The 20,211-nt window shown below is 58.7% G+C and carries 13 protein-coding genes; 7 read left to right on the forward strand and 6 right to left on the reverse strand.

Translation table 11 applies throughout. The features are described from left to right. Window positions 1-208: 208 nt before the first annotated feature. Window positions 209-2,401, reverse strand: coding sequence for a glycine--tRNA ligase subunit beta (gene glyS, locus ACVW0B_RS10955; RefSeq protein WP_457491677.1), 2,193 nt, complete (start codon window positions 2,399-2,401; stop codon window positions 209-211). Window positions 2,402-2,580: 179 nt separating this feature from the next. Then, window positions 2,581-4,659 (reverse strand): cation:proton antiporter domain-containing protein, encoded by a 2,079-nt coding sequence (locus ACVW0B_RS10960; protein ID WP_457491678.1) that lies wholly within the window; start codon window positions 4,657-4,659, stop codon window positions 2,581-2,583. A gap of 263 nt (window positions 4,660-4,922) precedes the next feature. Here ACVW0B_RS10960 and ACVW0B_RS10965 point away from each other — a divergent pair, with 263 nt between their 5' ends. Then, complete coding sequence (locus tag ACVW0B_RS10965; RefSeq protein ID WP_457491679.1) at window positions 4,923-6,563, forward strand: serine/threonine protein kinase; 1,641 nt, start codon at window positions 4,923-4,925, stop codon at window positions 6,561-6,563. A gap of 97 nt (window positions 6,564-6,660) precedes the next feature. On the opposite strand, the gene ACVW0B_RS10970 is transcribed toward ACVW0B_RS10965, so the two are convergent. From ACVW0B_RS10970 to ACVW0B_RS10980, 3 genes are all read right to left on the reverse strand, one after another. Next, window positions 6,661-7,260, reverse strand: coding sequence for a superoxide dismutase (locus ACVW0B_RS10970; protein WP_414350168.1), 600 nt, complete (start codon window positions 7,258-7,260; stop codon window positions 6,661-6,663). Between the two features lie 263 nt (window positions 7,261-7,523). Continuing rightward, window positions 7,524-7,904: a hypothetical protein gene (locus ACVW0B_RS10975; RefSeq protein ID WP_414389340.1), complete on the reverse strand. Its 381-nt coding sequence runs from the start codon at window positions 7,902-7,904 to the stop codon at window positions 7,524-7,526. Further along, complete coding sequence (locus tag ACVW0B_RS10980; RefSeq protein WP_457491680.1) at window positions 7,901-9,889, reverse strand: transglycosylase domain-containing protein; 1,989 nt, start codon at window positions 9,887-9,889, stop codon at window positions 7,901-7,903. Before ACVW0B_RS10980 ends, ACVW0B_RS10975 begins: the two co-directional genes overlap by 4 nt. A gap of 202 nt (window positions 9,890-10,091) precedes the next feature. Here ACVW0B_RS10980 and tyrS point away from each other — a divergent pair, with 202 nt between their 5' ends. Beyond that, window positions 10,092-11,333, forward strand: a complete 1,242-nt coding sequence (gene tyrS, locus ACVW0B_RS10985; RefSeq protein WP_457491681.1) for a tyrosine--tRNA ligase — start codon at window positions 10,092-10,094, stop codon at window positions 11,331-11,333. 39 nt (window positions 11,334-11,372) lie between these two features. Here the strand turns inward: tyrS and ACVW0B_RS10990 are convergent, their stop codons facing one another. Continuing rightward, window positions 11,373-12,083, reverse strand: a complete 711-nt coding sequence (locus tag ACVW0B_RS10990; protein WP_457491682.1) for a hypothetical protein — start codon at window positions 12,081-12,083, stop codon at window positions 11,373-11,375. Window positions 12,084-12,530: 447 nt separating this feature from the next. On the opposite strand from ACVW0B_RS10990, the gene ACVW0B_RS10995 reads away from it, so the two are divergent. The 5 genes from ACVW0B_RS10995 to ACVW0B_RS11015 all read left to right on the forward strand — a co-directional run bounded on the left by ACVW0B_RS10995 (window position 12,531) and on the right by ACVW0B_RS11015 (window position 20,019). After that, window positions 12,531-13,589 (forward strand): vWA domain-containing protein, encoded by a 1,059-nt coding sequence (locus tag ACVW0B_RS10995; RefSeq protein WP_457491683.1) that lies wholly within the window; start codon window positions 12,531-12,533, stop codon window positions 13,587-13,589. Between the two features lie 155 nt (window positions 13,590-13,744). Beyond that, a complete protein-coding gene (locus ACVW0B_RS11000; RefSeq protein WP_457491684.1) occupies window positions 13,745-13,939 on the forward strand; it encodes a hypothetical protein in 195 nt (64 codons plus the stop codon). Between the two features lie 56 nt (window positions 13,940-13,995). Beyond that, on the forward strand, window positions 13,996-14,577 hold the full coding sequence (locus tag ACVW0B_RS11005; protein ID WP_457491685.1) for a hypothetical protein: 582 nt from the start codon (window positions 13,996-13,998) through the stop codon (window positions 14,575-14,577). A 181-nt stretch (window positions 14,578-14,758) separates the two neighbouring features. Continuing rightward, complete coding sequence (locus ACVW0B_RS11010) at window positions 14,759-17,179, forward strand: DUF4347 domain-containing protein (protein ID WP_457491693.1); 2,421 nt, start codon at window positions 14,759-14,761, stop codon at window positions 17,177-17,179. A 404-nt stretch (window positions 17,180-17,583) separates the two neighbouring features. Continuing rightward, the gene (locus ACVW0B_RS11015; protein ID WP_457491686.1) at window positions 17,584-20,019 is read left to right on the forward strand and encodes a choice-of-anchor Q domain-containing protein; all 2,436 of its coding nucleotides are present in this window, start codon (window positions 17,584-17,586) and stop codon (window positions 20,017-20,019) included. The last annotated feature ends 192 nt before the right edge of the window (window positions 20,020-20,211 follow it).

Consider the following 20,211-nt stretch of genomic DNA (forward strand, 5'->3'; position numbering starts at 1 on the left):
CAACTCTTTGCCGCAAATCCAAAGAATGAGTCGGCATTCCTTTCTCTCCTTCCTCTTGAATACCTGTACCCTATTTTAAATTAAAAGGCTGTATGTCCATTCCCAAGCCGTTCGCGCCAGTGGGACAGAGTCCTTGGGGGGTAGCTCCCTCTGGGAGAGAAGCTGGGGGTGAGGGGGATCTGTCTCGAAGTAAACTGATCTGAAACGGCTAGGGGGTCTTCTCCGGCGAGGATTCCCCTGCCATGACCACAGCCCCCATGTCCCCCAACAGGCGGGACTGGTTGCGCAATACCCCCAGCAAATTAAGCCGGTTGGCCCGCCGACCAGGATCCGGATCCATCACCAAAACGGCTTCAAAAAACTGAGCTACCTGAGGGGCTGCTGCTTGCAGAGCTTCCACCAAGGGGACAAAGTCTCCCTGAAGGGCTGGCTCCACCCCCAGACGATAGATTTTCTGGCAAGCCTCGTACAACTCCCTTTCTGCCGCCTCCTGCAACTGGTCGGGATCCACGGCGGCTGCCGGATCCACCACGGCGTAGTCCAAGTCCCCTTGGGCTGCCAGGCGGGCGCAGCGATTGAGGGTGGGATAGAGATCCGCCAATTCCCCGGTGGCCCGCAGGTGTTGCAGGTACTCCGCCCGCAGCAAAGTCAAGGGCAGGTTGCCCAGGGCCCGCAAGGTGAGCTCGGCCTTCTGGGGATCCTCCGCTTTGACGGACTCTGGATCCCCCACCACAGCCCTGACCAAGTCGTAATCAATCCGTTTTTCCTCCTGCAAAAGGGTCTGTATCCGTTGGGCCAAAAACTCCTGCAAGGCTCGCAAGGTGTGGACATCGCCAAAGGCATAGTCCTGCACCACGCTCTGCAACAGCAAGTTGAAGTCAAAAGTCCAGCCGGCATCCCAGGCAACCAGCACCAGGCTGTTGGCGGCCCGCCGCAGGGCAAAGCGATCCGAGGAGCCGGTGGGGATCCGCCCCAAGCGAAACATGCCCACCAAGGTATCCAGGCGATCTGCCCAGCCCACCACCCGCCCCGTCAGTGCTGTGGGCAAAGCGTCCCCCGCTCCCAAAGGCCAGTAGTGTTGCTCAATCCCCTCGGCTACCGCCTCCGGTTCCCCATCCTGCCGAGCGTAGTCGGCCCCCATGATCCCCTGCAGCTCCGGGAATTCGTACACCATTTGGGTAACTAGATCCGCTTTGCACAGTTGGGCGGTGCGCTCCACCAGCGCTTGTTCCTGGGCATCCAAGTTCAAGGCAGCGGCAATGAGGCGGCTGATGTGGCGGATGCGCTCCACCTTGTCCCGCATGGAGCCCAGCCCTTCGGCAAAAGTAACCGCCTGCAGGCGTTCCACCCGCTGCGCCAAGGGGATCCGCCGATCCTCCTCGTAGAAAAAGCGGGCATCCGCCAGGCGCGCCCGCACCACACGGCTGTTGCCTGCCCCGATCCGCTCCGATTGCCGGGGGTCGCCGTTGGAGATGGTGATGAAATAGGGCAGCAATTTCTGGGGATCCCGGCCATCCCGTACTGGGAAGTAGCGCTGGTGAGTGATCATCACCGTCTCGATCACCGCAGGGGGCAAGCGCAAAAACTCTGGCTCAAAGCGCCCCAAAACCGCCGTCGGCCACTCCACCAAGTGCACCACCTCCCGCAGCAAAGGAGCAGGGATCTGGGCTTCCCCATTCACTTGCCTGGCCAGCTTGGTCACCTCAGCCTGAATGTATGCCTCTCGCGCTGTTGGATCGGGGCTGACCCCCGCCTCTTGCATTTGCTGAACGTAGCTCTCGGCCCGCTCCAGGACAACCTGCTGGGATCCCAAAACGCGGTGCCCCCGGCTCACCCGCCCCGCCACCAAGCCCGGCATGGAATTGTCCTCGTGGGTCGGCAGCAGCAAAGGCAGCACCTGATCATCCCAAAGGGAGACCAGCCAGCGGATGGGGCGCGGAAACTTCAGATCCCCGCAGGCCCAGCGCATCAGCCGTTCCCCACTCAAGTTGGTAATCCAGGCGGGTGCCAATTCTTGGAGCACAGCTGCTGTTGGCCGGCCTCGCACCCGCTGCACCGCAAACACAAAGGATCCCTTGCCCACTTGCCGGATTTCCAGGCTGCCGGGATCCACCCCTTGTTTTTGGGCAAATTTTTCCCCGGCAGGAGTGAGCTGGCCATCTTGGTAGGCGACCTGAACCGGCGGCCCCTTCACCTCTAGGGTGCGATCCGGCTGCTGGGTGGGCAACCCCTGCAACAAAACCGCCAGGCGGCGCGGCGTACCGAAAAGCTGCATCTGCTCCGCTTGCAGATGAGCCTCCGCCAAAGAGGCCGGGATCCCGGTTCGCCACTGCTCCAGAGCCGAATCCACAAAACTGGCTGGGAGCTCTTCACAGCCGACTTCTAGCAAATAGGCAACCATACTCCTGTGCTCCGCAGGGCACTATCCCCACTTCCTCAATCAACATAGTCTATGGCTCTGGGCCTCCCTTCTGGCTCACGACTGCTCCGAACCTGGGGTATCCCAGTTTACCAGGGGAGCCGGGGCGTCGTTGAGACAAGAGCTCCAGTCCGCCAGACAACACCCCAATGCCATCCCTGTCAAGTGGGCTCTGCGGCCGCCAGAACCCCATCTCCTTGGCGCAAGGGATGAGCTGAATCCCGCGGCAAATGCGCCACGATGATGGGAAGGCTGGGTCGGTTGCGGGCGATGGTCTCCGGCTCTCGGCCCAGGCGCGACCGGTTGCCGGTTTCACTGGGAATCAACACCAACACATCTCCTGGCTGCAGCGCTTTGAAGGCTTCCGCCACCACCCCCCCCTGCACCCGCTGAACCGGCAAGTGGGCATAGCTTTCTGCCGGCAAGGCTGGGGAGCTTTTCCGCCCAGGTCGGGTTTGCACCAGCAGGATCTGCAAACCTGCTTTCAATTCGCCGGCCAGCGTTTGCGCCAGCCCAATGGTCTGCTGCAGGGATCCGGGAGAGACCTCCAGCTCCGGTGCAACCAAGAGGATGCGGCGTGCTGTCTCGATGGGTACCGGAAACCGCGTAATCAAGACTGGGATCCCCACCTGCCGCACCACCGCGTCAATGATGCTGCCGAAAAAGTTCTCCGCATAGGTGGAGTAGCCCTTCCAGCCCAGGATCACCAAGGTCGCCTGCCGTTCCGCCGCCGAGCGAATGATCCCTTTTTCCACCGAGTCATCCACCCGCCGAATCGGCTCCACTCGGGTCACGGCGCTGTGGGCCAGAGCTTCTGCGAAAGTCAGCAACTGCTCCTGCCGGGCCAGGGCTGCCGGCGAGATCCCGGCGCGGTCAGACAAAACATGCAGCGGCAGCAGCGTTCCCCCATCTTTTTTGGCCAAAATCAAAGCCAACTGTAACAGGTTCCTCTCAGTATCCGGGTTGGCCACCGGCACCAAGACGCGAGCTCCCCAATCTGGCTTGGGCAATTCAGTGGACTCTGCCGCCACTTCGGTGGGCTGCATTTGCTCTCCCCAGCGGGCCACAATCCAAGGCGAGGCAACACAGGTCACGAGGATCATGGCAATGATGCCGTTCACCGTCAGCTCATCCACCAACTTCACCTGAAAGGCCACCGTGATTGCCGCCAGGGTAGCCGCCGCCTGAGCCATCGACAAACCGAACATGATCATCGTGCTGGCAAAGCGCCAGCCAAACAGTTGGGCCGGGATCCAAGCGGCCAGAAACTTGCTCACCACCTCCGCTGCAATCATCACTCCGCCCACCAGCAGCGTGCGCGGCTCCCCCAAGAGAATACCGGGATTGATCAGCATCCCCACCGAGATCAAGAAGAAAGGCACAAACAGGGTGTTGCCGATAAACTGAATCCGGTTCATCAGGGGGCTGAGAGGCGGGATGATAGGGGTGATGGCCGTCCCGGCCAGAAAGGCTCCCACCACCGGCTCAATGCCGATCAACCCCGCTCCGTAGGCCACCACAAACAAAGTGGCGATCACGAAAGTAAACTCTGCTCCCTCGTCGTGACCAAAGCGTTGAAAGAACCAACTGCCCAGCTTAGGCACCCCCCACAGGGTGGCAAACGTGTAGAGGGCAATGGAAGGGATCAACGTCAGCCAAAAGCGCAGCGACAGCTCCCCTTGGTGGGCGCGCACCACCACCGCCAGCACCAACAAAGCCAGGACATTCGTGATAAGGGTGGCCCCCAAAGTTGCCGTCACCGTCTGCAGGCGCATCAACCCCAGCTTCGAGATGATGGGCAGACCGATCAGGGTGTGAGAGGCAAAACAAGAGGCCACCAGCACCGCCGCCAGAAAGCCATACCCAATGGCCAACATGGCTGCTGTGCCGATGAGCATGGGCAACAGAAAGGTGAGCGCCCCGAAGAGGGTGGCCTTCCCGGCATTGAGCTTCAAATCTTCCAGACTGGTCTCCAGCCCCGCCATGAACATGAGAAACAACAGCCCCACCGTGCCCAGCAGGATGATGGTCTCGTCCCGCCGCAAGATGCCCAAGCCGTAGGGCCCCACCACCAGCCCGGCCAAGATTAACCCGATGATCCCCGGCAGGCGCAGCCGCTCAAACAGCAAGGGAGCCACCAGCATGATGGTCAGGATGATCAAAAACACCAGCACCGGATTCTCAACAGGGCCGATCAGGGCTAGAGGGATCCCCGAAATTTGCAGCCAGTTAGCCAGCATAAATCACCCGACAGACAGCTAATGAACAGACCCGGCAAAGCGCCCGCATGAGTCTATCAGATTCCCTCGGCTCTAAAGTAGATCTCCGTAGTCCACAGTCTTTGTCCAGCCTTCAATCGCTGGCAGGGCGTTTAACAAGTACTTAAAAGCACATCAAATACATTGGGAATGAAGACTGCTGGGCAGGGATGGCCGGAGAAAGGCGGGAGAAACCCCCGAGAAACACGCATTAGAATCAGAGGGTACATGCTCTTGGGCTGCCCATGAACCAGCTTGCTCCTGGAAAAGTGATCGGCCAGCGCTATCAACTGGTTCACAGCATTGCAGCGGGCGGCATGGGGCAGGTGTTCAAGGCAGTCGATACGCGCCTGTTCAACCGTCCGGTGGCGGTCAAGCTGTTGCACCAAAACTTGGCAAGCGATGACAACACCCGACGCCAGTTGCACAAACGTTTTCAGCAGGAAATTCGCATCAGCACGTTGTTGGGGGAGCACCCTGCCATTGTTAAGGTGCTGGATTACGGTCTAGAGAACGACCAACCTTACCTGGTGATGGAATACCTAACGGGGCGCAGTTTGGGGGAGCTAATGCTCAAGCAGCCGGTGCTGCCGCCTCAACAGGTGGTGAGGATGGCCCGCCAAGTATGCGCCGGTCTCTATTACGCCCACAACCTGGAGACCGAGCAGGATGGCCATCTCATCAAGGGGGTGATCCATCGCGACATCAAACCCAGCAACCTCTTCGTCCTGAAAGATGAAACCCTGGGGGAAACCGTCAAAATCTTGGATTTCGGCATTGCTAAGCTGCTCAGCGAGGTTTCCCTTGCCCTTGGCACCCAGACCACCGGCTTTTTGGGTACGGTGCGCTACGCCTCTCCCGAACAGGTGCGCGGGGAAGCCTTGGATGCCCGCTCGGATATCTACTCGTTTGGCGTGGTGCTCTACCGCATGTTGACCGGGCAACACCCCCTCCAGCCGAAGAGCGATTCTTTCCCCGGCTGGTACGAGGCCCACAATTACCAGCAGCCCCAACCCTTCAATCGCGCAAATTTGCCCTATCAAATTCCGCTGCAGCTGGAACAGGTGGTGCTCTCCTGTCTGGCCAAAGATCCCGACCAGCGGCCCCAAGATATGAAGGTTCTCAGCGCCCAATTGGAGGGATCCCTGCGCTCCCAGAGCGCTGCCGGCTCTTCCCTCGCGCCCCCCCCAGCCGCACCCATCTTCTCCGAGCGTACCCTGGCGGCGGTAGATGCAGGGCAGTCGGGCACACACCTGCTCAGTACCCAAGCGGAGCCCGAGGCCAAGCCGTTTCCCCTCTGGGCTGGGATAGCCCTTTTTGTGGCCATTGCGGGGAGCACCTTCTGGGGCCTGCGTCTGCTGTTGGATCCGGGCCCAGGCAGGGAAAAACTGCCTGCTGTCCCTGAACGACCTGATACCCATCGCGTCGGCGGCTCCGAGCGGGATCCCTCAGCCACTCCTGAACCTCTGCTGGACTGGCTGCCGCGGGATCCGGAGGGCAAACCAGTGTTTGAGGATGATCCCGCCCCCGATCCGGGAATCGGTGAGTCCGCAAGCGAGCCCACACCCAGGCCAGCAGCAACTCCAGAGGCAGTGTCCTCTACCCCTCAGCCCCCTGCTCCAACTCAGCAGGTGTCACCTCCTCCTCCAGCCCCTGCTGTGCCTCCACCCCGACCGGTTGCAGTGCCCACGCCCGCTGCTCCACCTTCTCCAGCCCCTGTCCCGGCCAAGCCTCTCCCCCCGCCGCCCATCAACCAACCCCTGTTCCCCCAGATGAACCGGGTTGCTCCAACTCCTGCTCCCCCTGCAGCACCCCCAACCCAACCCCCTACCCCCGGCTTTCTGGAGCGGTTGCGCGAGGAGCGAGAACGCTTGGGGAAAGACTAGGCGCAAAAAAGGGATCCCCAAGGATCCCTTCGCAAACAGAGACATAGGGCTAGTCTTCGATGGGATCCCCCGTCAAGGGATCCCAGAACAGGTAGAGTCAGGCGGCAGCCAGCCGGGCATTGGCGGCATCCCAGTTCACCAAGTGCTCCAGGTAGGCGCTGATGAAGTCAGGCCGCCGGTTTTGGTAATCCAGGTAGTAGGCGTGCTCCCACACATCCAAAGTGAGCAGGGGCGTTTGGCCGTAAACCAGGGGGTTTTCGGCATTGGGGGTTTTGGTGACCTTCAGGGTGCCGTTGTCCAGCACCAGCCAGGCCCAACCGCTGCCAAATTGGGTGGCGGCTGCCGTCTTGAAGGCTTCTGCAAACTTGTCATAGCCGCCAAAGTCGGCGTTGATCTTGTCGGCAATAGGCCCGGTAGGCGCACCTCCCCCGCCTGGCTTCATGGATTCCCAGAAAAAGGTGTGATTCCAAACTTGGGCAGCATTGTTGAAGATACCCGCTTTGTTGGGATCCCCAAAGGTGGCTTTGATGATCTCCTCCAGAGACTTGTTGGCCAGATCGGTGCCCTCGATGAGCTTGTTCAGGTTGGCTACGTAGGCTGCGTGGTGCTTGCCGTGGTGGTAGGAGAAGGTTTCTGCCGACATGTAGGGCTTCAGCGCGTCGGCAGGATAGGGCAGAGCCGGGAGTTCAAAAGCCATAATCGTCTGTCCTCTGTGTCTTGTGCAAGGAATGCAAGAAAGAACGCGGCGAAGGGTCAGGATAACCAGAAAAAGGCGTTACCTTTCTTTGCAGTCTTAGTGTAACTCAGAATCAGTACGCGCTGGGATCCCTTGGACACCTCGATTCCGGTTGGAACCCTGCTCGACCCCAGAGAGGTGGAATCGCGGCTGTCTCAGCGCAATTGCCGATAACCACTTGTTGGCCAGCGGTTGGAAAAGCGAGATGTCCCAGCTACAGAGGGCTAACGGGATCCCTCCCGCAACAGCTCGATCAGCAGGGGAGCGACATCCCTGAGCAGGGGGATCAAAACAGCCGTGATGGCGGCGATGGTCACTACATTGCGGGTGAAGTTGAGGGTATCGCGGCTGAGCTGGAAAAACCGCTCGTCCCAGCGTTTGACCTCGGCCTCCAGACGTTCTTCGGCGCCAGCAATGCGTTCCTCGGCTTTGGCAATGCGTTCCTCGGCTCTGGCAATGCGTTCCTCGGCTCTGGCAATGCGCTCCTCGGTGCCGGCAATGGTTTGCATCAGCTCTTGGTTTTGCCGGGCCAGTTGGGCGATGGCCTGAGCGTTGGCCTCGACAGTGCGCTCGATGCGCGCCAGCCGCTCCTCGCTGTAGGTCATGGTCGGGGAGGGGGAAATTGATGCGGGCTGGGGAAGTCCTGAGGTGGGATCCCTTGCAGAGCCTCAGTCATAAAGCGCTTCCAGGTGGGGGCAACAAAGGCCCCGCCGGCGGTGCCGGGCAGCATGGGGGAGTTGTTGTCGTTGCCAATCCAAATGGCGGTAGACAGTTGCGGCACATAGCCGATGAACCAAGCGTCGCGGAAATCGGAGGTGGTGCCGGTTTTGCCGGCTACAGGTCGCCCATCGTCCAGACGAGCTGCCCTCCCGGTGCCTTGGGTCACTACCCCTTTGAGGATTTGGTTGAGCGTAGCCACCGCCCAGGGATCCAAAACCCGCTGCGGCTGAGGCCTGGCCTCGAAGAGGATTTGGCCGTTGCGATCCACCACCTGGGCCAAGAGGGTCGGCTCCACCCGATATCCGCCGTTGGCAAAGACCGCATAGCTAGCCGCCATCTCCAGGGGGCTGATGCTGGCCGAGCCCAAAGCTGTGGCCAAGTTGGGGAACATCTCGGCAGTAATACCGGTGGCCTGAGCCGCTGCAATGACGTTGCGGATCCCGACATCATCGGCCAACTTGACCGTGGGCACGTTGCGGGAGAGCTCCAAAGCCCGAGCAAAGGTGAGGGAGCCATAAAAGGTGTTGTCGTAGTTTTTCGGGCTGTAGGGCGGCGAGCCGGGATAGGTGACGGGGGTATCTTCCAAGATGCTGCCGGGTGAATAGCGCCCGCTGGCCAGAGCCGCGTAGTACACATAGGGCTTAAAGGTGGATCCCGTTTGGCGAAACGCCTGGGTGGCGCGGTTAAATTGGCCCCGCTGAGCGTTGATCCCGCCCACAATGGCCTTCACATAGCCGGTACGGGGATCCACTGCCGCCAAAGCCATTTGATCGGCACGACGAGCTGCCCCAATGCGGGGGCCATCTTCATTGACAATGCGCTGGGCAAGGCGCTGCAGACGCAGATCGATGGTGGACTGAACCCGCAGACCTCCTTGCATTAGAGCTTGTTCCCCATAGCGACGCCGCAGCTCCGCCTCAATGGCGTCGGTAACTGCTGGGGCGTTACTTTGAAAGGAGGTAATGCGGCCTAAGGTCAGCTTTTGCTCCCGCGCCGCCTGGGCTTCCTCGGGGGTAATCCACTTCAGCTCCACCAGACGATCCAGCACCAGGTGTTGCCGCCGTTTGGCTCCCTCCAGGTTGCGAAAGGGGCTGAGGGTTTCCGGGGCCGGCAGGATCCCAGCCAACATCGCCGCTTCAGCCAAGTTCAGTTCAGACGCATCCTTGTTGAAGTAGCTGCGGGCCGCCGCCTGGATGCCGTAGAGATTGTGCCCCCAGTACACCTGGTTGAGGTACATCTCCAGGATCTCGTCTTTGCTGAAGACCTGTTCTAGGCGCACCGCCAACACGATCTCGGCGACTTTACGGCTGAGGGTACGCTCCGGCCTCAAAAACAGGTTCTTGACCAACTGCATTGTCAGGGTGGATCCCCCCCCCGCCGAGCCTATACCCCCCTCCACACTGCCTAGGATCGCCCGGCCCAAGCTGACCGGATTAATGCCTGGATGGGTGTAAAAGTGGCTGTCTTCAATGGCCAGCAAGGCCTTTTTCATCTCCGGCGAGACCTGTTCAAGGGAGATCACTTCCCGGTTGGCCTCCCCGTGTAGGCTGGCAATGGGCTCGCCCCGAATATCGACAATGTGGGTGGTGGCAATGGGCACGTAATCCCGCAATTGATGCACGTCCGGCAAGTTGCGGAAGCTAATGGCCAGCCCCACCAATCCGGCAGCCGTTGCCGTGGATCCCAAGAGCAGGGATCCCAGCAACAGATTGCCCACCACACCGGCAACCTGGGCAATCCGGGAGGGGCGGGTGGGTGGGGTATAGTCGGCATGCTCGTCAAACCCCGATCCGGAAAAAGGGGAATTGGAGACACGCTCCAACCCCGGCTTTCTCGCCCGGCGGGCCAATGGTCTGCGACCGTAGGTCACGTCAAAAACCCTGTCACGTCCGTGTTGCAAAGCAACAACAAGCCAGACCCATTATAGGGCGGCGTCTATTGGGGCAGCAGGATGGCCAACCCTGCCCATCGACAACTCCAACCGGGCTAGGGGGAGAAGATCTTGAGTTGAGAATCGAGCATCTTTTGCGTGGGCTTAAAATTGCTCATGGGTTCAGCCGGAGGATCAGGCTTTGAGTATATCGTCAGCCTCAGTTTCGCCAGCGTACCGGGATCCGTTGATAGCCCAAATTGTTGAGCGGGGGGTGGCCGAGATCTTTCCGGGAGGGCCTGCTGCCCTGGCGGAGCGCCTGGCCACAACAAATCGTCCCTTGCGGGTGAAGCTGGGCATCGATCCCACCCGACCGGATCTACACCTGGGCCATTCAGTGGTGTTGCGCAAGTTGCGCCAGTTCCAGGATGCGGGCCATGTGGCTATTTTGCTCATCGGGGACTTCACGGCGCTGGTCGGGGATCCCACTGGCCAATCGCAGGCCCGTCCCCGCCTCACCCCAGCAGAAGTGGAGGAAAACGCCCGCACCTATTTGGAGCAGGCCGGCAAGATCTTGGATTTTGAGACCCCTGGCCGGCTGGAGGTGCGCCGCAACAGCGAGTGGCTGGCCCACCTGACTCTCAGCGAGCTGATCGAACTCCAGGCCCAGATGACGGTGGGGCAGATGCTGGCCAAAGAAGACTTTGCCCAGCGCTACCGAGCTGGAACGCCAATTTATCTGCACGAATTTCTCTATCCCCTCCTGCAGGGCTACGACTCGGTGGCTCTGGCAGCCGACGTAGAACTGGGGGGAACCGACCAGCGCTTTAACCTGCTCACCGGGCGAGATCTGCAAATCTGGAAGGGCCAAACGCCGCAGTTTTGCCTGACGGTGCCGCTTTTGGAGGGGTTGGACGGGTACCAGAAAATGTCCAAGTCCAAAAACAACTACGTGGGGCTGACTGAGGATCCCCTCACCATGTACTCCAAGCTGGAGAAGGTGCCGGATCACCTGGTGGAGCGCTACTTTGAGTTGCTCACCTCAGTGCCCCTTGCCGAGCTGCCGCAGGATCCCCGCCAGCGACAGATTTTGCTGGCCAAAACCCTTGTGGCCCAGTTTCACTCCCCCGCAGCGGCAGAAGAGGCCCAGCGCACCGCTCAAGCGTTGGTGCTAGAAGGTAGCCTTGCGGAAACGGGATCCATCCCCACCTTTGCCATCGACCGGCTGTCCTACCCTGTTAAGCTCAGCTATATCCTGCGAGAATCCGGCCTGTGCAAGAGTGCTGCGGAAGCCCGTCGGCAGATCCAAGGGGGCGCTGTGCGCCTGGATGGGCAAAAGGTGGAGGATCCCGACCTGGAGTTTGCCCATGTCTCGGAGCTGGCAGGACGGGTTTTGCAGGTGGGCAAAAAGGCCTTTCGTCGGCTAGTGGAAGGCGCAGATTAGTCTTCCCCTCTCCCTGTGGGAAAGGGGTGAGGGGATCCATCAACGGGCAGGCTTGAAGCCGAGTCCGGTTTTTTTCTGCCTGGTCTTGGCTGGGGGATCGGACAGAGGAGAAGCTGACGAAGTTGGCGGGAAAACGGGCTCCGGTTTGGGCCGGATCGAGCCCGCCTCGGCTACTGCCTCAGAGAGCTTTTGCCGCACCAGCTCCTGAGTCTCCAAAATGTTGGGATCCGCCGCCCATTCCGGGGCCTCTCGAACGGGATCATCCTCGGAGGTGAACTCCAGGTCGTAGGTCTCGGCGCGGTAATCGAGGCTGAAGCATTCCCAAGCCCGCAGACTGTAAAAATAGGGGAACAAACGCACAATGCGCTCAATATCCAGGTGCTCGGCAAAGCGACGAAAAGCCTCTTCTTCAGAAACCGGGAAAGGGGCGTAGTGTTCTGAAACAAACCACCGCAAGAATTTCCGCGCCTCTGGGATGATCTGCTGGGCGGGCAGGGATCCCAGCACCGCTGCGTTGAAGCAGTTGACCAACAGGTGCTCCAGCATTACCGCGTTGTACTCGGCAAAGCAGGTTTGCTCGCGGCTTTCCACCGGCTGCCAGGGCATGTTGCCGTTGGCGGCAATGAGCAGGTGAACCAGGTCATGGGAGGGGTTGGTTTGGATGTAGCCGTGCCCCTCCAACTTGGCGCCATCGCAGCTAAAGAGCTGGTGTTGGGGGCTCCAATAGAACTTGAGTTGCTTTGCCGCCATGTTCAGTTCTCCTCCTCACCCAGGGGATCCTTTTAGAGCTTACACCTGCACTGATGAGCTGCTATGAACTATAGGCCACGGAGGAGAGCGCCGGCTTATTTGACAATTGGTCAGCGAGAACGCTTGCCACAAGTGGCAAAACAAAGGGGTCTTTATCTCGAAGCAATTCTCGGAGCAGACAGGCTTTAGCCGCCCTACTAGGCTCAAAGCTGAGACCCGCTGTGCTCGCATTGTGAAAAAAGATGAACTCGAGATCCTCTAACTGCAGTAAAAATCTTTACGCCTACACCAAGCGCTACAGTAGCTTTCGGAATTACTGGGTGGTATTGTAACTCCGTACTTTCATGCCACCCCACTATGCTTGCACTGGCAGCTGCAATGACTGTAAAAATACAGCCCGGTCAAGTAAAAAGCCAAAAAGCTGGTTGGCTGCTTCTCCTGGTGCTCGTGGGAAGCTGCCTTGTCGGCTGTGGCTCTTCCGGCGGTACAGGCATTGAGCCGTCTGCTGTGGGATCCCAAGCTCGCCTGACATTCAATGGGGCTCTGACCCGCTCCTTTTCTGGCACACAAGGGGAAATGGAGTTCAACATCGCCCTCCTGCAAGGCGGGGATCCGCCCCAACCAATAACCCAGCTCTCTGCCAGTCAGGTCAGCCTGCAGGTAAACCGGGTAACCGATTTGCTAGGGATCCCGCAGCCGGTAACCTTGACCCTGACACCCACCCGGATCGAGAACCCCCCGCCGGATCTGCCTCAGCGGCCTTTGCTCATGGCTGTGCTGATGGATGGCTCAGGCAGCCTGTTGGTCTTGGATCCCCAATCTCGGCGCTTCCTGGCTGTTTTTCAGCTCCTGGATCAATTTCGCCCTGCACCCCTGGATCTGGGCGCCATTCTGCGCTTTGACAACCGGGGAGCAGGTTTTGGCCTTACAGCTTTGGGGCAGCCCCTGCGCACAGCTCAGCTGTTGCAAGACTTCACCAGCGACAAAGAGCTGCTGAGACGAGGGGTTTTGCGTGCTGTTCCCGGAGGGAACACCGCCCTTTACGATGCCACGGTAGAAGCCGGGCGTTTCTTGAGCGACTTTCGGCCCACCGAGCGTTTCAACCGCCGCTTGGTGGTATTCACCGATGGGATTGACAACGAAAGCACCCGCTCCATCAACCAAGCTACTCAGGAGCTGACAACTTTGGCCAGAGAGCGAGGACAAAAACTCACCGTGTATGTGGTTGGGTTGGGGGTCGATTTGAATCTTCTGGAGTTACAGCGTCTGGCTGCAGCTACTGAGGGGACTTTTGTGCTGGCACGGTTTTCTGAAGGGCTGGAAGCTCCCTTTGCCAACTTATTCCCTGCTGCTATTGGGGAGCACCGCCTGCAAATGAGGGTGCAAAGCAACGTTCCGCTATCTGCTGGTTCTTATCTTCTCAGCGGGGAGCTGCGGGTCGAGAGAGAGGGAAGTCGTTTTGTGGCGCCATTCAGCGACGCTGTTCTCACGGTGGGATCCCGCTAGAGTCATTCCGCAGGCTGACAACATCCCTAATCGAGAGCGAGGCGATAAGCAAATGTTTCGACGACTCGGTATACCCAGAAGATTTTGGCAACCGGCTGCGCTTGTCCTGGCGGCAGTGCTTACAGGTTCCCTAACGGTTTTCCTGAAAGGTTGCGGTGGCACCTCCAGCAGCCCCTCGACCGTGGGGTCGCCGCCAAGGGATCCCGGCTCTGGCTCTGTCTCTACCTCTGCCATTTTGGGATTGGTGGTTGATCCCTTTGCTCAGCTTTGCCCTTCAGGCTCAACAGCCGCCCTTTGTTCGGGAGGGCCGCTCTTTTCAAGAGGCAATAAGGTTGAGTTGTTCAACCTAAGCTCAAGAGGGGACATTTTGTTGCCTGCCTTGTCAACCACTGCCTTGGAGGGCAACTTGCGGTTCACCATCCCCTTTTCCGGATCGATTATTCAACCGCCGGGGAAATTGGTATCGGTTCAGTCCAATCTCCTGGGCCAAGGGCGTCAGTCCGGCCAGTCTATACCCCTGCGGGGATTTGTTTTCAGCGCAGCCGTGGATGTTTCCCCTTGGAGCGAAGCCCTTTATCGCATCTTGCTGCGGGAGCGGGATAGAGTACCTTTCTCCAACTTAGCTCCCCCCGAAGTTAGGGATCTGGAGAATATTCTGTTTGTCAGCGTACCTCTTTCCAGAACAGCCCGAGACCTGGAGGAAATCATTACGGACATTATTCGACAAGCGGATCAACTTAGTTTTAATCAGCTTCGCTTTGTGGAAGATCTCATTCGCGTTTGCTATGCCCCAGAAGGTAATCAATCGGATCAGCCCTGCCGCCTCCGCATTCCGGTACCCCTACCGCCGGCACCTACGCCGACTCCATTTGTGCCTGCTCCTGAAACTCCCGCTCTTCCCACCATCATCACCAACAGAGCTGTTGTTCGTTCAGTATCGGGCTCGTTGCTCTTTAGCAACACGGTTTCGGTGAGGGTAGATAACTGATGGTTGCCTCGTTTTAGTCAAGTTTGATGTGAGCTGATTTTGTGTTTCAAGAGAACGCGCTGAGAGAGCCGAGGAGTGTTGAATGCTGACCTCAAAACCGTCTTCATTTCGTCCTGGTCAACTGGAAAGATTGCTTTGCTTTTTTAGTCGCAGCTTGGGCACCGTTTCCACAGCCCTGCTAATGGTTCTCTTGGGGGTAGAGCAAGCTAGCTTCTCTGCGTCTAGGGAAACGTCTCTACAACACCCCAAGCAGGATGAGCTGGTCTTTATCGATCAAGCCTTGCCGGACTTGGCGATCTTGCTGGCAGGCATTCGTCCTGGAGCGGAAGTTGTTTTTCTGGATCCCAATAGAGATGGGATTGAGCAGATCACAGAGACACTGCGAGGACGAAAAGGCATCAAAACCCTGCACATCCTGTCTCACGGGCAGGCAGGCTCACTCTCCTTGGGCAGAAGAGTTCTTAACCGAGAAAACTTGCCCGAGTACGCGGACCTACTGGCAAAGTGGAAATCTAGCCTTGCGGACGATGCGGACATTTTAATCTACGGCTGCGAGGTGGCGGCAGGGCTGGAGGGCAGACTTTTCATAGAGCAAATAGCCCGCCTGACAGGAGCTGATATCGCTGCTTCTACCAACCTCACAGGACATGCCAAAGCCGGAGCAGACTGGGTTTTGGAAGCCACAGCTGGCAGCGTTACTGCCCCTACGATTGTAGTTGAAGGAATCATTGATCACAGCTATCAGCACACACTCCAAGCCGCTGCTGTTCCCACCTTAGGTGCTGGATCTGTACTGACAGACATTCAGGTGAGTGGCCAAAAGCTGTCTCTCATTGGTGCAACCGATCAAGTTGTTCTGAGGAGAGTCGATAACCCCAATAAATCTGGTGTATGCAACATTGTCTGGGTTATTCCGCCAGACACTCCTGGCACTCTAGGAATTACGTCGATGGAGCAAGCTATCCTAATCAATCCCTTAAACCCGGTTATCAAAGCTGGCACGGATAATCTATTTACAAATATTATCAGTGTGAACAGTAACAATATTGAGAGGGTAGACTTTATAACCCCAGGCGGAATAACTGCCCCTTCTACAAACCTTGATAAGATTGGCTTCCTACTTCTAGATAGAGGAGGAAACGACCTTTTTAAGATTGCTGCTATTACGGCTCTTGATCCAAACCCCACACAATTTGGTTATGGCTCTGTCATTGCAGCCGGTGCTACTTGGGGGAGTGGAACGCTAATACCAGTTACAAATGTTCATAACGACGATTGTGGAAATAAAGATCTGAATAAGAACATTACAGCTAATCCAAGTAACCAGAAGTTGTCAGGCATTTTCGTAAGTTATCAGGATCTGGGCATATTGCCTAATCAAAAGTTCTTCGGTTACTCAGTAGTTGGGAATGATGTGACTGGCTCAATCAAGGACTTCACAGCGTTTCCAAAAGACACGAAAGAGGCTAACGGCGGCTGGGACATGACAGCAGGGGGGGGCATTGTAGCTTACAACCCCGTTGCTAATAATGACTCCGCCACCACTCCCCAAAATACACCGGTCACTATCAATGTGTTGTCGAATGACATAGCGTATGCTTTCAGTTTGGATCCTAGTACTATCGACCTAGATCCGCTCACTCCTGGGCAACAGACCACTCTGACAGTTGCCGGGGAAGGTACATACACCGTCTCAGGCGGAGTAGTCATTTTTACTCCGCTGCCAGCTTTCACGGGTACTACCACTTCGATTCAATACACAGTAAAAGATACGGTAGGGCTGATTTCCAACCAAGCAACCATCACTGTCACAGTCACTCCAGCACCAACTCCGACCCCGACGCCGACCCCGACGCCGACACCGACCCCCACGCCGACCCCCACACCGACGCCGACCCCGACCCCCACGCCGACGCCCACGCCGACCCCCACGCCGACCCCCACGCCGACGCCGACGCCGACCCCCACACCGACCCCCACGCCGACGCCGACGCCGACCCCCACACCGACCCCCACGCCGACCCCCACACCGACCCCCACGCCGACGCCGACGCCGACCCCCACACCGACCCCCACGCCGACGCCGACGCCGGAGCCCACTCCCACCCCGACACCGACCCCCACACCGACTCCAGGTTCAACGCCGACACCCAGCCCAGCACCCCCAGGCGAAGGGATCCGACTGGTCAAGCGGATCACCGCCCTCAACGGCCTCTCCATCCCCGAGTTCTTCGACGATCCCACGGATCCCAACGACAACCCAGGGATCCCTTGGCCAGGCGGAGCCAGCACCTTCCTGCAGGGGGCCATCAACCTGCCGGTGCGCCCAGGAGCGCGGGTGCAGTTTGCCATCTACTTCCTGCTGGACTCGCCCGCTTCCACCTTTGTGGTGTGCGATCCCCTGGCGCCTGGCTTGCAGTATGTGCCGGGCAGCCTGTCGGTGAGCACAGGGGGAGGGGGAGCCTTCATTCCGCCGGGTGGGGCCGTGCCGCCTGCTTGTGGGGGCATCAGCAACCCCAACGGTGTGGTGGTGGTGAATGTGGGGGGAGGCAGTTCTGGCTCAGCCGGGGTCATCCGTTTCGAGGTCGCCGTTCCTAGGTGAAGCCCATTCCACACCTTGCCCCTCAACCGGGAGCAGCCTCTCATCCCGAGGTGAGGCCATGCCTTATCGGCTGGCGGAAGGGAAGTGGGAGTGGAATGGGAAATCCACCGCAGCCAGCGGTAGATTTAGGGAGAGGAGGTCTTCGAGGTTAGCCGATTGCCAAGCCCCTCTCCCTGTCTATGGCTTGTTGCCGCAGGTGAGCAGGGGGAGATCCTCTTACTGGGCCATCTTGATTGACAGAGAGGCAAGGTGTGGGCAAATACAGCTCTAGGTTCGTATTGCCTTTGTTGGCGAGTATAGCAGCGGCAGGTTTGCAGTTGCCTTCGCCGGCACAGACTACGATCATCGTCACCACCCCAAGCGATGCTATAGCCACTGATGGCTTCTGCTCTCTGCGGGAGGCCGTGATAGCTGCAAACACCGATTCAGCAGTGAATGAGTGTCCTGCGGGCTCAGGTGCAGACACGATTGTGCTGTCGGCAGCGACGACCCACACCTTGTCGAAAGACGACGATGGGCTGGGACACCAAACCGACTCTGGAGCGGACAACGACGATTTGGACATTACCAGCACCATCACCATTCAAGGCAACGGGGCGACGATCCAGCGAGATACTTCGGTAAAGTGCGATCTAAATGGTAGTGCAGCTAAAGGCGAGTTTCGGATTTTCCATGTCAGCAGTGGAGGTAAGCTCAATCTACAAAGTGTAGCGATCAAAGGCGGCTGTGCGGATGGAGCCAATTTTCCAGATACTGCCGGTGGCGGTGTTTTTGTGGAGGTCGGCAGTCAGCTTGCAGTCTCCGAGGTTCAGATCTCCAGTAATGGGGCTTTTTCTTTCGGGGGCGGCATCCACAACCTGGGCACAGTAACTATCAACAAAGCCGATATCTCGGGGAACAGTGCTAACCAGCAAGGGGGTGGCATCCACAACGGCAGCGGCGGTAAGGTAAACGTTACCAACGCCGGCATTACCAACAATGGTGCCGGCAAGGAAGGGGGCGGCATCTATAACCTGGGCACGGCAACCATCAGCGAAACTGGAATTTCCAACAATGGCGTTGGTGACAAAGGGGGCGGCATCTACAACGGCAGCGGCGGCACGATAACGGTTACCAACGCCGACATTGCCAACAATGGTGCTGGCAAGGAAGGGGGCGGCATCTACAACGGCAGCGGCGGCAAGGTAACAATTACCAACACTGGCATTTCCAAGAATGGTGTTGGTGAGAAAGGGGGCGGCATCTACAACTTGGGCACAGTAACCATTGACGCAGCGGGCATTTCCGACAACGGTGCCGACCAGGAGGGAGGTGGCATCTACAACGGCAGCGTCGGCAAGGTAACAATTACCAACACTGGCATTTCCAAGAATGGTGTTGGCCAAAGAGGAGGCGGTATCTACAACCTGGGCACAGTAACCATTGACGCAGCGGGCATTTCCGACAATGGTGCCGGCCAGGAGGGAGGCGGCATCTACAACGGCAGCGGCGGCACGGTAACGGTTACCAACGCCGGCATTGTCAACAATGGTGCTGGCAAGGAAGGGGGCGGCATCTACAATTTAGGCACGACAAACATCAGCAAAACAGGGATCTCCGGCAATAACGTTAGTGAAAAGGGGGGCGGCATTTACAACGGCAATGGCGGCAAGGTGACCCTCAACGCAAGCGAGATCTCCTTCAACAATGTCGGCCAGGAGGGGGGAGGCATCTATGTTTCCAGCAGCAGTACAGTAAACATTACCAACAGCACCCTATCAGGAAATAGTGCTGGCACAAAAGGCGGTGGCATTTACAATCTCGGCACCAGCAGTCTAAGCTTTGTAACAATTGCATCGAACTCAGCTTCAAAAGGTGGAGGTATTTTCAACGACGCCACAGCCAACCTTAGGAACTCAATCGTAGCAAACAGTACAAGCGGAGGTAATTGTTCCAACGCTGGCACTCTCACCCCCAGCGGGGCGAATCTCGACACCGATGGAAGCTGCCCAGGACTTACGGCTGTGACCTCAGCAGCTTTGAACCTTGGGCCACTGGTCAACAATGGTGGGCCGACCCAGACCCATGCCCTTCTGGCAGGCAGTGTAGCCATCGACGCTGTGCCAGCCGGGCAGTGTACCGACCTGAACAGTAGCCCTGTCAACCAGGATCAGCGGGGTTTTTCCCGACCTGCTGGAGTTCGGTGTGATGTAGGAGCATATGAGGAGCAAGCTCCGCCCACCCCCACCCCAACACCGACGCCAACACCCACTCCAACACCGACGCCCACCCCAACACCGACGCCAACACCCACTCCAACACCGACGCCCACCCCAACACCGACACCCACACTCACTCCGACGCCCACACCCAGCCCAGCACCTCCCCCAGGCGAAGGGATCCGACTGGTCAAGCGGATCAGCGCCCTCAATGGTCTCTCCATTCCCGAATTCTTCGACGAGCCCACCGACCCCAACGACAACCCAGAGCTCCCCTGGCCGGGCGGAGCCACCACCTTCCTGCAGGGGGCCATCAACCTGCCGGTGCGCCCAGGAGCGCGGGTGCAGTTTGCCATCTACTTCCTGCTGGACTCGCCCGCTTCCACCTTTGTGGTGTGCGATCCCTTGGCAGCGGGTTTGCGGTACGTGCCGGGCAGCCTGTCGGTGAGCACAGGGGGACCCCCTGTGGCCCTTAGCGACGCCCAAGATGGGGATAGGGGGGCCTTCATTCCGCCGGGTGGGGCCGTGCCGCCTGCTTGTGGGGGCATCAGCAACCCCAACGGTGTGGTGGTGGTGAACGTGGGGGGAGGCAGTTCTGGCTCAGCCGGGGTCATCCGTTTCGAGGTCACCGTTCCTAGGTAGGAGAGCCGTGTAGCCATGCCCTTGGAGAAGTTGGTCCCGCTATTGCGGTCGCAAAAGCGTCGTGTAGCGATGACGGCTTTCCCCCAGGTGGAGTGAGCCAGTCGTGGAGATATCTATCGAGGTTTGACAGCGCTTGCCGCCTGTGACGGTGGGATGTCAGGCTGAGACAGGAGTGGTTTTGCAGTCGGTAGG

This window comes from Thermostichus sp. MS-CIW-23, assembly GCF_054059455.1.

Excerpts from the sequence above, each read along its gene's own strand:
- glyS (WP_457491677.1), bottom strand. The coding sequence starts at position 2,401 with ATGGTTGCCTATTTGCTAGAAGTCGGCTGTGAAGAGCTCCCAGCCAGT.
- ACVW0B_RS10960 (WP_457491678.1), bottom strand. The coding sequence starts at position 4,659 with ATGCTGGCTAACTGGCTGCAAATTTCGGGGATCCCTCTAGCCCTGATC.
- ACVW0B_RS10965 (WP_457491679.1), top strand. The coding sequence starts at position 4,923 with ATGAACCAGCTTGCTCCTGGAAAAGTGATCGGCCAGCGCTATCAACTG.
- ACVW0B_RS10970 (WP_414350168.1), bottom strand. The coding sequence starts at position 7,260 with ATGGCTTTTGAACTCCCGGCTCTGCCCTATCCTGCCGACGCGCTGAAG.
- ACVW0B_RS10975 (WP_414389340.1), bottom strand. The coding sequence starts at position 7,904 with ATGACCTACAGCGAGGAGCGGCTGGCGCGCATCGAGCGCACTGTCGAG.
- ACVW0B_RS10990 (WP_457491682.1), bottom strand. The coding sequence starts at position 12,083 with ATGGCGGCAAAGCAACTCAAGTTCTATTGGAGCCCCCAACACCAGCTC.
- ACVW0B_RS11010 (WP_457491693.1), top strand. The coding sequence starts at position 14,759 with ATGGTTCTCTTGGGGGTAGAGCAAGCTAGCTTCTCTGCGTCTAGGGAA.